Here is a 13649-nt window from a genome sequence, read left to right as displayed (position 1 = left end):
GCGGCGCGCGGGTCGGCGTCGACCACGGCCGCGGTGTAGAAGCCGGAGACCGCGCGGGCAGCCTCCACCTCGCGCGTGAAGCGGACGCGGGGCCGCCGAGGCCGGCGACGGGTCACCCGCGCCCACGCGGCGCGGCCGCATGCCGGTACGGCCCCGCGCCTACGCCAGCAGGCCCGACGACCTCCACAGGCGCCGCCCCACACCCCGCAGCACCCCGATGTCGTCCAGGAAGTCCGTCAGCCGCTTCGCGCCCGACTGCATGACCTCCCGGCGGTGCCCGCTCGCCTTCACCTGCGCCATCGCCTCCCGCTTGTCCAGGCCGACGTTGGTGTAGACGTCCGGGTTGACGAAGGCGACCGAGAAGACGCGGGCGAACTCGCCCGAGGTGACCCGGGTGAACTCCTGGGACCACTTGGGTGCGGTCACCATCTGACGCCGCAGCTCCTCACGGGCGTACCGGACGTGCCGGGCCTCCTCCACCACGTGGATCCGCGTGACACCCCGGATCAGCGGCTGCACCCGCTCGTCGGGGAACGTCAGCCGCTGCATCCAGTCCAGCACCTCCTCGCCGAGCAGCGTGGCGGTGAAGGACCCGGGCGTGGTGGAGATCGTCTTGAACAGGCGGCCGAGGTTCTGGTGGGCGCGGCTCACCGGGTACCAGGGCGTGCCGCCGTGCGAGATCAGCCGCGCGAACATCTTCGAGTGCCGGCACTCGTCCTCGATCTCGGTGAGCGCGTAGCGCACGTGGGCGCTCGTCGCCGCCTTGTCGTAGATGTGCCGGACCAGCAGCTGCATCAGGATGATCTCGAACCAGATGCCGAGCGAGGCGAGCGCGGCGGCCTCGTGCTGCGAGAGCAGGATCCGCTGTTCCTCGCTCATCCGCTGCCACATCGGGGTGTCGTACAGCGAGACCAGCTCCGGCGGCCAGAACCACTTGCCCTCCTCGAAGGGCGCGTCCCAGTCCAGCTCCTCGTCCGGGTCGAAGGAGTGCTTGGCGGAAGAGGCGAGCAGCCGTTCGGCCACCTGTTCCCGGTCCTTGAGCAGGCCGAGCGCGTCGCGCAGCCCGTCCAGCGCGTCCGCTTCCGTCAGGGTCGTCATGGCTCCCTCACCTCGTTACCCGGGGGTAGTCGTCGTGCTCTTATGAGACTGCTTGTCAGCAAGGCCCGTCAATCCCTCGCGCGCAACTTGTTGCCGCCGCGTCCGCGTGTGAGCCTGCCGGGTATGCCGACGCACGACCTCTACGCCAACCACCCGGGAGACTCCCCCTGGCAGGTGCCCGCCACCGGCGCGGCCCGGTTCAGCTGGGAGTACGACGACGGCCGCGACCGCCTGCTCGCCCTGTACCAGAAGGGCAAGGACAAGCAGTGGGACGGGCGGACGCGCATCGACTGGGACCTGGAGGTCGACCCGTACGACGCCCTGGGCACGCCCGAGGAGGCCATGTCCCTGTACGGCACCCCGTACTGGGCCAAGTTGTCGGAGAAGGACAGGGGCGAGCTGCGCCGGCACTACGCCTCCTGGCAGTTCAGCCAGTTCCTGCACGGCGAGCAGGGCGCGATGATCTGCGCCGCGCGGATCGTGGAGTCGGTGCCCGACCTCGACGCCAAGTTCTTCTCCGCGACCCAGACCATGGACGAGGCCCGGCACGCCGAGATCTACGGCCGGTTCCTGCACGAGAAGATCGGCCTCGTCTACCCGGTCAACGACAACCTCCAGTCGCTGCTCGGCGACACCCTGCGCGACAGCCGCTGGGACATGCCCTACCTCGGCATGCAGGTACTGATCGAGGGCCTGGCGCTGGCCGCCTTCGGCATGATCCGGGACACCACGAACAAGCCGCTGCCCCAGCAGATCCTCACCTACGTCATGCAGGACGAGGCCCGGCACGTCGCCTTCGGCCGGATGGCGCTGCGCGACTACTACAAGCAGCTCACCGACGCCGAACTGCGCGAGCGCGAGGAGTTCGTGATCGAGGGCTGCTATCTGATGCGCGACCGGCTGCGCGGGGTGGAGGTGCTGGAGAACTTCGGCATCCCGAAGGCCGAGGCGGAGGCGCTGAGCGAACGGTCCGAGTTCCTCCGGCTCTTCCGGAAGCTGCTCTTCAGCCGCATCGTCCCGTGCGTCAAGGACATCGGGCTGTGGGGCAAGCGGCTCCAGCAGGCCTACGTGGACATGGGCGTCCTGGAGCTGGGCGACTCCGACCTGGACCTGCTGATGGCGCAGGACGAGGAACTCGCCGAGCGACTGGACGCCGAGCGCTTCGCCGCCGAGGAGCGGGCCCGGGTGGCCGAGGTGGAGGAGGCGATCGAGTCGGGGGCGGCCGAGGACTGACCGGACGCGGGCACGGTGCCGGGGCTGTCACCCGGGTGCAGTAGCGTGCTGGCGTGTCCATGCCTCCGCCGCACCAGCCGCCGTATCCGCAGCAGCCCCAGCAGCCGTACCCCTACGGCCAGCCGGCCCCGGGGCCGTACGGCTCCCCGTACCCCCAGCAGCAGCCGCACCCGCAGCAGCAGCCGTACCCGCAGCAGCAGCCGTACCCCCCGCAGCCGCCCTACCCGCAGCAGCCGTACCCCGGCTGGGGCGTGCCGCCCATGGCCCCGCCGCCGAAGAAGCGCCGGACCGGGCTGGTGCTCGGGATCGTGGGCGGTGCCGTCACGCTCGTGATCGTCGCCCTCGTGCTGATCGGCGCCGTGGCCGAGAGCGGCTTCCCCGCGGCGGAGCACGAACTGACCCTGCCCCACAGCCTGCTCGACGCGAAGTACACCCTCGCCGAGGACCTCTCCGGCACCGAGGGCAAGAAGATCGAGAAGGAGGCCGACGGCGCCTGGGACGCCAGGGACATCCACGCCGCCGTGGGCCGCTACTCGCCCGGCGACGACTCCCAGGCCATGCTGCTCGTGTCCGGCATGTACGGCCGGTTCAAGAACGAGACCACGGTGCGCCGCAGCATGCTCAAGGGTGCCGCCGAGTCCACCGGCGTGACGGTCGAGGAGCCCGCGCGCGACGTCACCCCGCCCGGCGCGGACACCCCGGTCAGCTGCCAGGTCCTCACCCAGCGCAGCTCCGGGGTGACGATCACCTACCCGGTCTGCGCCTGGGCGGACGGCAACACGGCGGCCGTCGTCGGCGAGGTCGACCCCACCGTGAAGGACGCCGCCGAGGTCGACCTCGACAAGGCCGCCCGCAACACCCTCCGGATCCGCTCCGAGATGCTCCGGCCGGCCGGCTGACCCTCACCGCCCGAGCACGGCCCGCATCACGTCCCGCGCGATCGGCGCCGCGTCCCCGCCGCCGCTGATCTCGCCCCGGTCCGCCGAGGCGTCCTCCACCACCACCGCGACCGCCACCTGCGGCTCCGGCGCGCCCTCGCGCTGCGCCCAGGAGACGAACCAGGCGTAGGGCACCCCGGCGTTGCCGACCCCGTGCTGGGCGGTGCCGGTCTTGCCGCCGACCAGCGCGCCGGGGATCGCCGCGTTGGTCCCGGTGCCCTCCTCGACCACGCCGGCCATCAGCTCCTTCAGCCGGGCCGCGGTGTCCGGCCGCATCACCTGCCGCCCCGGCCCGGCCGCGCTGCCGGTGACCGTCTCGCCGCCGTGCCGGGTGGTCCGCTCCACCAGGTACGGCGGACGCAGCCGGCCGCCGTCCGCGACCGCCGCCGCGACCATCGCCATCTGCAGCGGGGTGGCCCGGGTGTTGTACTGCCCGATCGAGGACAGCGCCAGCTGTGCCCGGTCCACCCTGGTGTCGAAGGTGCTCGGCGACACGGTGAAGGGGATGCGCACGCCCGTGTCGTTGAACCCGAACGCCTGGGCCGTCGTCGCCATGTCCCGCACCCCCACGTCCACGCCCAGCTTCGCGAACACCGTGTTGCAGGACCACTCGAAGGCGTCCCGCACCGAGGCGTTCCGACAGCCGTCGCCCTCGTTGGTCAGCCGGGTGGTGGTGCCGGGCAGCCGGTAGGGGTCGGGGGAGTCGGTGGGCGCGTCCAGGTCCGTGACCACGCCCGCGTCCAGCGCCGCCGCCGCGGTGACCACCTTGAACGTCGACCCCGGCGGATAGGTCTGCCGTACCGCCCGGTTGAGCATCGGCTTCTCCGGGTCGTGGTTGAGCCGGGCCCACGCCGCCGACACCGCCTCGTTGTTGCCCGACAGCTCCGACGGGTCGTACGACGGGCTGGTCACCAGCGCCAGGACGCGGCCCGTGGCCGGCTCGACCGCGGCCACCGCGCCCTTGCGCCCGGCGAGCCCCCGGTACGCGGCCTCCTGCGCCCGCCGGCTGAGGGTCGTCACCACGTCCCCGCCGCGGTTCGGCGCCCGGGACACGTCGCCCCACAGCGGCAGCGGCGCCAGCATCGGATCGGTGCCGGAGAGCACCCCGTCCTCGGTGTGCTCCAGGAACGTGGTGCCGTACGTCTGCGAGGAGAACCCGGTGACCGGCGCGTACAGCGGGCCGTTGCCGTACGTGCGTTCGTAGCGCAGCTGTTCGCCGGTGTCCACCGACCCGGTGACCGGCTCGCCGCCCACCAGGATGTTCCCGCGCGGCTGCTGGTAACGGGCGATGGTGGCGCGGCGGTTGGCCGGATTGCCGTCGTACTCCCGTGACTGCACGACCTGCACGCGGGCCGCGTTGGCCAGCAGGGCCGCCAGCAGCAGGGCGCAGAAGCCGCAGGCGTGCCGGATGTACCTCCCCATCGGCCGCCCGCCCTCGGGGAGCCGGTCGTAGTCGCTCACGGTGCCTCCCGGCCGTCGTACTGGCTGCGCGCCGAATCGCTCACCCGGACCAGCAGCGCCACGATCGCCCAGTTGGTGACCACCGAGGAGCCCCCCTGGGCGAGGAACGGCATCGCCATGCCGGTCAGCGGGATCAGCCCCGTCACCCCGCCCGCGATCACGAACACCTGCAGCGCCACGATCGAGGCCAGCCCGACCGCGAGGAGCCGGCCGAACGGCTCGCGCAGCGCCAGGCCCGCCCGGTAACCGCGCTCCACCAGCAGCGCGTACAGCAGCACGATCGCCGCGAGGCCCCCGAGCCCCAGCTCCTCCCCGGCGGTCGCCAGGATGAAGTCCGACTTGACGGCGAAGCCGATCAGGATCGAGTGCCCGAGCCCGAGCCCGGTACCGAGGACCCCGCCGGCGGCGAAGGCGAACAACGACTGGGAGAGCTGGTTGGGGCCCTGCCCGGCCTCGATGGTGGCGAACGGGTGCAGCCAGTCCTCGATCCGGCCGCCCACGTGCGGCTCCAGACGCCCCACGGCGAACGCGCCGACCACGGCCAGCAGCAGCCCCACCGCGATCCAGCCGGTGCGCCCGGTGGCGACGTACAGCAGCACCACGAACAGCCCGAAGAACAGCAGCGAGGTCCCCAGGTCCCGCTCCAGCACCAGCACGCCCACGCTCACCAGCCAGATCGTCAGGATCGGCCCGAGCACCCGCCCGGTCGGGAACTGCAACCGCCACAGCCGCCGGCCGGTGTACGCGAGCGCGCTGCGGTTGGCGGCCAGATAGGCGGCGAAGAACACCGCGAGCAGCACCTTCGCGAACTCGCCCGGCTGGATGGAGAACCCGGCGATCCGGATCCAGATCCGGGCGCCGTTGACCGCCGGGAACAGGATCGGCAGCGCCAGCAGGGCGAGGGCGGCCACCACGCACACGTACGAGTACCGCTGGAGCACCCGGTGGTCGCGCAGCACCAGGACGACGGCGATGAACAGGCCCACCCCCAGCGTCGACCACACCAGTTGGGTGGGGGCCGCCTGATCGCCCGGGGTCTCCAGGTCCAGCCGGTAGATGAGCACCAGCCCCAGCCCGTTGAGCAGCACGCCGATGGGCAGCGGCAGGGGATCGGCGTACGGCGCCCGGATACGGACCGCGATGTGCGCGAACAGGGCGAGCACCCCGAGACCGGCCCCGTAACCGGCGGCGCCGGGCGGGACGGTTCCGGTCCGGGCCAGCCCCACCGCGCAGTAGCCGTACACGGACAGCAGGACGGCCAGCACCAGCAGGGAGAGTTCGACGCCCCGGCGCCGGGGGAGGCGTGCGGCGCGCGCGGGAGCGGGGACCGCCGCCGTGGTGGTTCCGGCGTTCGTCATGCCCGGAACCTATCCAAATGGGGCGTCTTGTTCCGGGAGGAGGGCCTCTCAGGGAGCCGCCGGTTTCGCCGGCGGCAGCGTCAGCGTCGCCACCGCGCCCCCGTCCACCGCATTGGCGAAGGTCAGGCCCGCGCCCAGCACCTCCGCCTGCCCCACCGCGATGGTCAGCCCGAGCCCGTGCCCCGTGGCCCCGCCCTCGGTACGGAACCGCTGCGGCCCGTGCGCCACCAGGTACCGCGGATACCCGCCCCCGTGGTCCCGCACGGTCACCACCGGCCCGTCCACCGTCAGCACCACCGGCGGCGCCCCGTGCTTGTGCGCGTTGGCCACCAGGTTCCCCAGCACCCGCTCCAGCCGCCGCCGGTCGGTGTCCACCCGGACGTCCCGCAGGATCCGCACCTCGGTGTCGGTGCCCGAGGCCCGTACCACCCGCTCGGCCAGCGCGCCCAGCTGCTCCGTGCCGACCTCCAGCCGCTCCCGCCCGGTGTCCAGCCGGGAGATCTCCAGCAGGTCCTCGGTGAGCGTGCGCAGCGCCGCCACCCGGTCACGCACCAGCTCCGTCGGCCGACCGGGCGGCAGCAGCTCGGCCGCCGCGTGCAGCCCGGTCAGCGGAGTGCGCAGCTCGTGCGCGACGTCCGCGGTGAACCGCTGTTCGCTCAGCAGCTTGCTCTGCAGGGTCGACGCCATCGTGTCCAGGGCCGCGGCCACCACGGCGACCTCGTCCTGCGGGCGGGTCGGATCCTGCGTCCGGGGGTCGTTCACCCGGGCGTCCAGGTCGCCGGCGCTGATCCGCCGGGCCACCCGCGCGGTGCCGTGCAGCCGCCGGGTCACCCGGGTCACCGCGAACACGCCGACCAGCACGGTCGCGCCGATCGCCAGCCCCGACGACCACAGGATCGACTGGTCGAGACCGGCGATGGTGCGGGACTGCTGCGAGTAGTCGACCTCCACGGCCAGCGCCCGGTGCCCGGCCACCGGCCCCGCCGCCCACATGGTCGGCCGGCCCTGGTGGGTGGCGACCATCGTGCCGCGCTGCCCGGTTACCGCCAGCGTCCGCAGCGGCGCCGGCAGCCCCCGCGGGTCCACCCCGGCACCCGGCAGCAGCGTGTCCCCGGCCTCGTACGCCCGGGTGGCGTCCGCGAGCCGGGCCAGCGCCAGATCGCGGGCCTGGCCGACGGTCTGGTTGGTCACCGAGACGTGGACGAGCACGCCGAGCAGCGCGGCCAGCGCGCAGCACATCACCGTGATGAACGCGGCGGCCTTCACGGCGAGGGCCCCGGCCCAGGGCGGCAGCGCGAGCCTCATCGCGGGCTCGCCGAGGTCGCCGCGGGGGAGGCCGACGGGGACGGGGTCCTGCTCGTGCGGCCGTCGCCGACGTGCAGGTACTCGTCGCGGGAGAAGACCATCGCGCGCTGGCCCGGGTCCCACTCCCAGGTGGTGCGGTACTCGTAGCCCGAGATGTCGGCCGGCGAACGCTCGATCAGCGACCGGCCGGCCAGCTCCACCCCGACGATCGCGTCGTTGTCGGCCAGCACCTGCACCAGCCGGTGCCGCTCGACGGTGTACACCCGCACCGCCGTCTGGTTGGTCGGGTACAGCCGGAAGCCGAGCGTCAGATCCGCCCGGCCGTCCCCCGTGAGGTCCCGGTAGTACGGCTTCAGCAGCGGGCACCGGGCCCGGTCACCGCCCGGCCGGCACTGCCGCATCCGGTCCACCGTCGCGTGGTACGCCCCCTTCGACCCGTAGTCGGAGGGGTGCGCCTTCAGCTCCGCCTCGACGACGTCCACCGGATCGACCCTGCGGAGGTCGTCACCGGGGACCGTGACGCCCTTGACGACCTCCCGGGTCGCCACGTCGTAGGGGTAGGCCGGGCTGGACGCCGGCCGCAGATCGGGCCAGAGCCTGGCGGGGCTGGCGGCGGTCGGGGTCGGCCCGGCGCCGCGCAGCCCGCCGGTGTCACCGCAGGCCGCCGCCGTCGCCGACAGCAGGGCGACGGCGACGGCGGCGAGGGCGGCACGCACGGGACGGGCTGGCATCCCTACATTCTGACGGAAGCCTGCTTTGTACGGCTTCGGGTGTGGGGGGTGACGCGGGGGGAGCCTGCGGAAGGCTGGCAGGGGGGTGGGCCGGTAGGGCGGTGGGCGGGGAGGCTGGCAGGGCGGTGGGCCGGTGGGCGGGGAGGTTGGCAGGGGGCGGGCCGGTAGGGCGGTAGGCGGGGAGTCTGGGAGACCGGAAGGCCGGCAGACCAGCAGGCCGGCAGACCAGCAGGCCGGAATGCCGGCAGGGTGGCAGACGGGAAGGCCGTAAGGCGGGAGGCCGGCGAGCGGCAGACCGGAAGGCGGGGAGGCCGGAAGGCGGGGAGGCGGGAAGGCGGGGAGGCGGGAAGGCCGGAAGGCGGGGAGGCCGGAAGGCGGGAGGCCGGCGAGCGGTCGACCGGAAGGCGGGGAGGCCGGAAGGCGGGGAGGCGGGAAGGCCGGAAGGCCGGAAGGCGGGAAGGCCGGAAGGCGGGGAGGCCGGAAGGCCGGCGAGCGGCAGACCGGCAGACCGGTAGGCCGGAAGACGGGAAGGCCGGCAGAGCGGCGGAGCGGCGGGGCAGCGGCCCGTGCGCGGCTACTCGGTCAGCTCCTCCAGCAGCCGTACCGTCGCCAGGCCCGCCCGCAGGTACTCCACGAACAGCTCGTTGTGCAGCGCCCACGCCGAGCGCCGGGCCCGGATCAGCTGGACCGCCTGGTCGGCCGAGTCACCCCGCTGGACCAGGGCGTGCGCGATGACCAGCCCCGAGCGGTTGTACCCGTGGTAACAGCGCACGAGCACCCGGCGGCCCGCGTCCAGCGCCTCGTTCACCGCCCGCGCCAGCCGGATCACCCCGGCGAGCTGCGTCCCGTCCAGCGGCCCGTCCGGAATCGGCCACACATGGTGCTCCACGCCCACGTCGGGCCCGTACCCCGGCAGCCGCAGCAGCGACTGCACCAGATCGAACTCGTCCCGTACGACGACGGACTCCAGCCGGCCCGAACCGCCCCGGAACTGGTGCCCGCCCATCCACAGGCCGGGCACGATCTCGCTCCACGGGCTCTCCGGAGCCGGTACGTCGGGCTGCTTTCCGCGGGTACGCAACGGCGCCTCCCCAACTCCCCCTCGCAGGGCCGTCCTCCACGGTAACCGGTCTTGCCCCGGGAGCACCCCGCCTGTTCCCATGGTCGAGGGGTGATGGCGCATGAGCGGACTGCGCGTGGTGCCGGCCTTCCGGCACGGCCGGGAGCGGCTGTACGTCTGCCGCGAGGACGGATCCAACGTCGCCTGGTACGACCGTGAGACAGGCCGGGTCAACCTGCTGGGCGAGGACAGCAGGGACGACGTGCTCCACGCCCTGCAACCCTTCCTGACCGGCCCCGTCACCGTGGGCCCGCCCCCGGTGCCCACCCCCGCGGAACTCGCCCGGCTCACCCTGCACCCGGACGACGACCTCGCCCCCAACCGCCCCGGCGAGGCCCTCCTCGTCGCCCTCGACCGCGACCCCGGCCCCGCCCACCGGCTGCGCCCCGACCCGCGCCGGCGCGCCCTGACCGCAGAGCAGACCGTGGGCGGCGCCCTGGACGGGCTGGAGGGCGCCGGCTGGCACACCCTGCACTCCGTCCCGCTGCCCGGTGGCGACCGCATCCACCACCTGGTGATCGGCCCCGGCGGCCTGTTCGCCGTGCACGCCCTGTACGCCCGTAAGAGCCGGGTCCTGGTCGCCGACCCGATGGTCACCCTGGGCCGCCGCGAGGCCGAGCCGCTGCTGCGCCGGCTGCGCGCCGACGCCGACCGCGCCTCCTACGCGCTGACCGCCGAGGTCCGCCCGCTGCTGGCCCTGGTCGGCCCGGCCGAGGTGACCGTGACGGCGCAGCCGCGCGGGGTGCGGATCCTGACGGACGCCGGGCTGACGGGCCTGGCCCGGCTGGGCGGGGTGCTCAAACCGGCGGACGTGGAGGCCCTGCACGGGATGGCCCGGGACCGGAACACCTGGGGCAGGGTGTAGCGGGGGGCTAGGGCAGGGGTACGGCCCGCCCCCGGTCCGTCAGCGCGGCCATCAGGTCGCCGAGGTCCTGCAGCCGCGGGGCGATGTCCTCCGCCCGGAACTCCAGCTGCGCGGGGCTGCGGCAGTCGGCGACCTCCTCCCAGGTCACCGGCGCCGACACCAGCGGCACCCGGCGGGCGCGCACGGTGTACGGGGTGGCCGTGGTCTTGCGGGCCGCGTTCTGGCTCCAGTCGACGAACACCTTCCCCGGCCTGAGACTCTTCGTCATCCGGTGCACCACCAGCCGGGGCATCTCCCGCTCGGCCTCCACCGCCAGCGCCTTCGCGTACTCCGACGTCCGCTCGGAAGAGCTGCCCCGCACCGCCGCCAGCAGGTGCAGCCCCTTGGAGCCGGCGGTCTTCGCGTACGCCTCGACCCCGTCCGCCGCGAGCCGCTCGCGCAGCCACAGGGCGACCTCGCAGCAGTGCACGATCGTCGCGGGCGCGCCCGGGTCGAGGTCGAGGACCAGCCGGTCCGCCTCCTGCGGGGACTGCACCAGCCACTGGTGCGTGTGGAACTCCGCGACCAGGTTCGCCGCCCAGACCAGGCTCGGCAGGTCCTGCACCACCACCATCCGGGCCGGGCTGTCCGCCGACGACCGCGGCACCTCGGCGGTGGTGACCCAGTCGGGCGTACCCGGCGGCACGTTCTTGGCGAAGAACAGCTGCCCGTCGGGGCCGTCCGGATAGCGCAGGAAGGACACCGCCCGGTACCGCAGATGCGGCAGCAGGGCCGCGGCGGTGGTCGCGTAGTAGTGCAGCAGCTCCCCTTTGGTGAAGCCGGTCTCCGGATACAGCACCTTCTCCAGGTTGCTGAGCGCGACCCGGCGCCCCTCCACCTCTGTGATAGGCGTCATAGGATGACAATCCCAGACAAACAGGAGAAAACGGCAAAGGAAGGGTGCGGCACGTGCGATCGATATGGAACGGCGCCATCTCCTTCGGTCTCGTCAGCATCCCGATCAAGCTGGTCAACGCCACGGAGAACCACGCCATCTCCTTCCGGCAGATCCACACCGAGGACAACGGCCGCATCCGCTACCGCAAGGTGTGCGAACTGGAGGAGCGCGAGGTCACGCAGTCCGAGATCGGCAAGGGGTACGAGGACGCCGACGGCTCGATCATCCCGATCACCGACGAGGACCTCTCCCACCTGCCCATCCCCACCGCCCGCACGATCGAGATCGTGGCGTTCGTCCCGGCCGACCGCATCGACCCGCTCCAGATGGACGCGGCCTACTACCTGGCCGCCAGTGGGGCCCCCGCCGCCAAGCCGTACACCCTCCTGCGTGAAGCGCTGAAACGCAGCAACAAGGTCGCCATCGCCAAGTACGCGCTGCGCGGCCGGGAACGCCTCGGCATGCTCCGGGTCGTCGGCGACGCCATCGCCATGCACGGGCTGCTGTGGCCGGACGAGGTCCGGGCCCCGGAGGGCGTCGCCCCCGACGTCGACGTCACCATCCGGGACAAGGAACTCGACCTCGCGGACGCCCTGATGGACACCCTCGGCGAGGTCGACCTGGAGGACCTGCACGACGAGTACCGGGAGGCACTGGAGGAGGTCATCGCCGCGAAGACCTCCGGCGAGACCCCGCCCGAGGCCCCGGCCCCCGCCGCCGGCGGCAAGGTGCTCGACCTGATGGCCGCCCTGGAGAACAGCGTGCGCGCGGCCCGGGAGTCCCGCGCGGCCGCCGGCGCGGAGGCCGAGGTCACACCCCTGCGGCAGGAGCGGGCCGCGCCCAAGGAGCCGGCCGGCAAGAAGTCGACCTCCACGGCCACGAAGAAGACGGCCACCGCGAAGAAGGCCACGCCCGCGCGCAAGTCGACCTCCAAGGCGGGGGAGGGGGCGAAGAAGACGGGGGCCGGGGCGGCGAAGAGCACGGCGGCGAAGGGCACGGCGGCGAAGAAGAGTCCGGCGAAGAAGACCACGTCTCGCAAACGCTCGGCGTGAGGCCTGCGGTGCTGTGTCGTGCGGTGCGGTGCTGTGGCGTGCCTTGCTGTGGCGTGCGGTGCTGTCGCGGCACCGGCCGGGTCGGGCCTGCGGGGGGTCTGCCGTGACCGGGGGCCGGTACTCCCCGTGAGGACGTGGGTGGTGCGGTGGTGCGGATGGTGCGCGGGCCCCGGGCGCGTCCGTGGCTGGTCGCGCCGTTCCCCGCGCCCCCGGGGGACCGCGTGCCGGCCGAGCCGGCAGGGTGCCGTACCCGCCGGGCGCCGGTGAGCGCCCCCGCCCCCGGCCGGCACCGGTACGGTGCGGCTACTCGACGGGCTCCACGCGCCGCCGCCACAGCACCAGCCCGCCCCCGGCCACGGCCAGAGCGGCCAACGCCGTACCGAAGACCGTCGCCCCCGCCGTCAGCCCGACCGCGTCGCTCAAGTACCCCGCGCTGACCGGAAGCACCCCGGCCGGCAGGTACCCCCCCACGTTCAGCGCCGCGTTGGCCTCGGCGAGCCGCGCCCCCGGCACGGTGGAGTTCAACAGCGACAGCCCACCCAACTGCCCCATCCCCTGCCCGGCCCCCGCCAGCACCGCGGCGCCGCCGAGGGCCGCCACCGACCCGCTGTGCACGGCGACGACCAGCGTGAGCATCCCGAGGGCGGTGGCGCCGGCCCCGGCGACCAGGACGGTACGGCGCCGCAGCCGCCGTACCGCGAACTGCACCCCCGTGGCGCACAGGAACATCGCGAAGGCCAACGCCCCGGACACGATCCGGCTGCCCGTCCCCAGCAGCCCCGACAGCAGCGAGGGCCCCAGCGACAGCACGAACGACGTGGCGGTGATGCCGGGCGCGAACACGGCGATCCCCAGGGCCAGCTGCCAACCCGCCCCCCGCGGCACACCCGGCACCCGCACCCACGCACCGTCACCGGCCCCGCCCGGACGCCGTACCGGCATCCGCAGCACCACCACGACGGCCGACCAGAGCAGCACCGCCTCCACGACGAACACCGTGACCGTCGGCGCGGGCAGCGTCTCGGACAGCACGCCCGCGAGCAACGGCCCCACCCCCGCCCCGAACACCATCGCGCAGGAGGCGACCAGCGCCGCGAGCCGGCGCCGGGCGGGCCCGGCCACATCGGTCACCGCGGCCATCCCCGCCGAGACCACGGCCCCGACCGCGACGCCGGTGCACAGCCGGGCGACGATCAGCGCGGCCACACTCCCGGCGGTCGCGAACACCAGGCAGGCCACGAGGGCGAGCCCCAGCGCGGGCAGCAGCACGGGCTTGCGGCCGAGGCGGTCGGAGACGACGCCGGACACCAGGAGCGAACCGAGCAGGCCCGCGATGTAGCAGGCGAAGACGACGGTCAAGGTGCCCTTGCTGAACCCCATCTCGCGCTGCCACAGCACGTACAGCGGGGTGGCCGCGTTGGACAGCACGAACACCGCCGTCACGGGCCAGGCGGCGAGCCAGACCCAGCGGACCCCGGCCGTCGTCTCCGTCAGTACTACTTGACTCGTACTAGTACGCATGGAGTCGAACTTAGCACGTAGTACGATCGG

At 73.6% G+C, this 13649-nt stretch carries 12 protein-coding genes; 4 read left to right on the top strand and 8 right to left on the bottom strand.

The features are described from left to right. Positions 1-159 precede the first annotated feature (159 nt). Positions 160-1098: a diiron oxygenase gene (locus tag ABZ923_RS25530; protein WP_361475767.1), complete on the bottom strand. Its 939-nt coding sequence runs from the start codon at positions 1096-1098 to the stop codon at positions 160-162. A gap of 123 nt (positions 1099-1221) precedes the next feature. On the opposite strand from ABZ923_RS25530, the gene ABZ923_RS25525 reads away from it, so the two are divergent. Beyond that, positions 1222-2331: a ferritin-like domain-containing protein gene (locus ABZ923_RS25525; protein WP_361475766.1), complete on the top strand. Its 1110-nt coding sequence runs from the start codon at positions 1222-1224 to the stop codon at positions 2329-2331. Between the two features lie 59 nt (positions 2332-2390). Beyond that, complete coding sequence (locus ABZ923_RS25520) at positions 2391-3230, top strand: hypothetical protein (protein ID WP_361475779.1); 840 nt, start codon at positions 2391-2393, stop codon at positions 3228-3230. A gap of 3 nt (positions 3231-3233) precedes the next feature. Here the strand turns inward: ABZ923_RS25520 and ABZ923_RS25515 are convergent, their stop codons facing one another. From ABZ923_RS25515 to ABZ923_RS25495, 5 genes are all read right to left on the bottom strand, one after another. Next, complete coding sequence (locus ABZ923_RS25515; RefSeq protein ID WP_361475777.1) at positions 3234-4691, bottom strand: penicillin-binding transpeptidase domain-containing protein; 1458 nt, start codon at positions 4689-4691, stop codon at positions 3234-3236. Positions 4692-4726: 35 nt separating this feature from the next. After that, positions 4727-6088, bottom strand: a complete 1362-nt coding sequence (locus tag ABZ923_RS25510) for an FtsW/RodA/SpoVE family cell cycle protein (protein ID WP_361475764.1) — start codon at positions 6086-6088, stop codon at positions 4727-4729. Positions 6089-6136: 48 nt separating this feature from the next. Then, positions 6137-7393 carry a HAMP domain-containing sensor histidine kinase gene (locus ABZ923_RS25505; protein ID WP_361475762.1) on the bottom strand — a complete coding sequence of 419 codons (1257 nt, stop codon included), beginning with the start codon at positions 7391-7393 and terminating at the stop codon, positions 6137-6139. Then, on the bottom strand, positions 7390-8124 hold the full coding sequence (locus tag ABZ923_RS25500; RefSeq protein ID WP_361475760.1) for a hypothetical protein: 735 nt from the start codon (positions 8122-8124) through the stop codon (positions 7390-7392). Before ABZ923_RS25500 ends, ABZ923_RS25505 begins: the two co-directional genes overlap by 4 nt. A 574-nt stretch (positions 8125-8698) precedes the next feature. Next, positions 8699-9205, bottom strand: a complete 507-nt coding sequence (locus ABZ923_RS25495; protein ID WP_361475758.1) for a protein phosphatase — start codon at positions 9203-9205, stop codon at positions 8699-8701. A 100-nt stretch (positions 9206-9305) separates the two neighbouring features. Between ABZ923_RS25495 and ABZ923_RS25490 the strand changes: the two genes are divergently transcribed. Next, positions 9306-10109 carry a nuclease-related domain-containing protein gene (locus ABZ923_RS25490; protein WP_361475756.1) on the top strand — a complete coding sequence of 268 codons (804 nt, stop codon included), beginning with the start codon at positions 9306-9308 and terminating at the stop codon, positions 10107-10109. Positions 10110-10116: 7 nt separating this feature from the next. Here the strand turns inward: ABZ923_RS25490 and ligD are convergent, their stop codons facing one another. Then, complete coding sequence (gene ligD, locus ABZ923_RS25485) at positions 10117-11004, bottom strand: non-homologous end-joining DNA ligase (RefSeq protein ID WP_361475754.1); 888 nt, start codon at positions 11002-11004, stop codon at positions 10117-10119. Between the two features lie 44 nt (positions 11005-11048). On the opposite strand from ligD, the gene ABZ923_RS25480 reads away from it, so the two are divergent. Then, the gene (locus tag ABZ923_RS25480; protein ID WP_361475752.1) at positions 11049-12098 is read left to right on the top strand and encodes a Ku protein; all 1050 of its coding nucleotides are present in this window, start codon (positions 11049-11051) and stop codon (positions 12096-12098) included. 303 nt (positions 12099-12401) lie between these two features. Here the strand turns inward: ABZ923_RS25480 and ABZ923_RS25475 are convergent, their stop codons facing one another. Continuing rightward, a complete protein-coding gene (locus ABZ923_RS25475) occupies positions 12402-13619 on the bottom strand; it encodes an MFS transporter (protein ID WP_361475750.1) in 1218 nt (405 codons plus the stop codon). Positions 13620-13649: the final 30 nt, after the last annotated feature.

This window comes from Streptomyces sp. NPDC046881 (assembly GCF_040645015.1).
In the GTDB taxonomy this organism is placed as follows: Bacteria; Actinomycetota; Actinomycetes; order Streptomycetales; family Streptomycetaceae; genus Streptomyces.
Note: the sequence above shows the minus strand (reverse complement) of the source record. Positions and strands in the feature narration are given on the sequence as shown.

What these genes read in the sequence shown, in the direction of transcription:
- ABZ923_RS25530 (WP_361475767.1), bottom strand. Translation starts at nt 1,098, where the DNA reads ATGACGACCCTGACGGAAGCGGACGCGCTGGACGGGCTGCGCGACGCG.
- ABZ923_RS25525 (WP_361475766.1), top strand. Translation starts at nt 1,222, where the DNA reads ATGCCGACGCACGACCTCTACGCCAACCACCCGGGAGACTCCCCCTGG.
- ABZ923_RS25520 (WP_361475779.1), top strand. Translation starts at nt 2,391, where the DNA reads ATGCCTCCGCCGCACCAGCCGCCGTATCCGCAGCAGCCCCAGCAGCCG.
- ABZ923_RS25515 (WP_361475777.1), bottom strand. Translation starts at nt 4,691, where the DNA reads ATGGGGAGGTACATCCGGCACGCCTGCGGCTTCTGCGCCCTGCTGCTG.
- ABZ923_RS25510 (WP_361475764.1), bottom strand. Translation starts at nt 6,088, where the DNA reads ATGACGAACGCCGGAACCACCACGGCGGCGGTCCCCGCTCCCGCGCGC.
- ABZ923_RS25505 (WP_361475762.1), bottom strand. Translation starts at nt 7,393, where the DNA reads ATGAGGCTCGCGCTGCCGCCCTGGGCCGGGGCCCTCGCCGTGAAGGCC.
- ABZ923_RS25500 (WP_361475760.1), bottom strand. Translation starts at nt 8,124, where the DNA reads ATGCCAGCCCGTCCCGTGCGTGCCGCCCTCGCCGCCGTCGCCGTCGCC.
- ABZ923_RS25490 (WP_361475756.1), top strand. Translation starts at nt 9,306, where the DNA reads ATGAGCGGACTGCGCGTGGTGCCGGCCTTCCGGCACGGCCGGGAGCGG.
- ligD (WP_361475754.1), bottom strand. Translation starts at nt 11,004, where the DNA reads ATGACGCCTATCACAGAGGTGGAGGGGCGCCGGGTCGCGCTCAGCAAC.
- ABZ923_RS25475 (WP_361475750.1), bottom strand. Translation starts at nt 13,619, where the DNA reads ATGCGTACTAGTACGAGTCAAGTAGTACTGACGGAGACGACGGCCGGG.